The organism is Streptomyces sp. NPDC008238 (genome assembly GCF_042956445.1).
Taxonomy (GTDB): domain Bacteria; phylum Actinomycetota; class Actinomycetes; order Streptomycetales; family Streptomycetaceae; genus Actinacidiphila.
Genome location: NZ_JBIBGK010000081.1, coordinates 1 through 1,012, shown reverse-complemented (window position 1 = coordinate 1,012; position 1,012 = coordinate 1). Strand labels below are relative to the sequence as shown.

Sequence of the window (1,012 nt, the reverse complement as noted above, 5' to 3'; positions counted from 1 at the left end):
TGAGCCTTTCCCGGTAATGGATCATGACGCTGCGTGATCGTTTAGACGGTTCGGTCGTACTCGAGCTGGAGCAGGATGAGGGCCGCAGCGGCGATCTGGGTGATGCGGCTGGGGTCGAGGCTGACTCGTCGCAGGGCCTTGAAGGTGGTCTTGAGCAGGGCGTTGGCTCGTTCGCACACGCCGTGGATGCCGCGGATGACTTTGTTGTAGGTCTGCTGGGCCTCGGTCAGCTCGCCGCCGGCGGGCTTCTTGACCGGGTGGCGGAAGCCGTCTCCGGCGTTCTCGTACCCGAGGTCGACCAGGGTCGGCACGCCCAGCTCCGCCGCAACCCGGTTGAGCGCGTCGATCAGGCCGTGCCGGCGCGCGCAGGTGGTGTCGTGCTCGCGGCCGGGGCGGACCGGTGAGACCCAGATCGGCCAGCCGTCCGGAGTGGAGATGACCTGTACGTTCCCGCCGTGATGGCGGTGCTTCCCGGACCACCACAGGTCCGCGCCGTTGGGGCCGGGGGCCGCGACCCGGTCGGTGCGGACCACGGTGCCGTCCAGGTTCAGATGGGTCAGCCCGGCCGCCTTCGCTCGCTCCAGCGCGGTGTGCAGATCCGGAGCCCCGGCTGCCAGGACGGTCAGCCCTTCGTGCAGGTACCGGTAGGCGGAGGAGGACGACAGGCCGTTGTCCCGGGCGAGTTGCGCCAGGCGGGTACCGTCGAGGAACCAGCGCAGGACGAGCACCGCCTGCCGGAAGCAGCCCAGCGCACGCCGTCCCCGGCGGGTGCCGATCGCGGCGCGGTGGTCGCGCAGCAACCGGGCCAGGTGTTCGGCGGTGGACCGCTTCACATCGAGCATCGCGGTATATGTGACACTGGTCGACACGTGAGGCCCCTCGGTCAGAACAATCCGTCGCAAGATCGTTCCTACCAGGGGCCTTACGCCTGCCTGGACTTGGGGACCACGCAGGCCGCAGCGCAAGGGGTAGCGATCACAACGAGTGACGGGTGCTTACCGGGAAAGACTCA

General features: G+C 68.7%; 1 protein-coding gene. It reads right to left on the bottom strand.

Annotated elements, in window-relative coordinates; translation table 11 throughout:
- Positions 1–41: 41 nt before the first annotated feature.
- Positions 42–842: an HARBI1 family protein gene (locus tag ACFZAU_RS41815; RefSeq protein ID WP_500556608.1), complete on the bottom strand. Its 801-nt coding sequence runs from the start codon at positions 840–842 to the stop codon at positions 42–44.
- Positions 843–1,012: the final 170 nt, after the last annotated feature.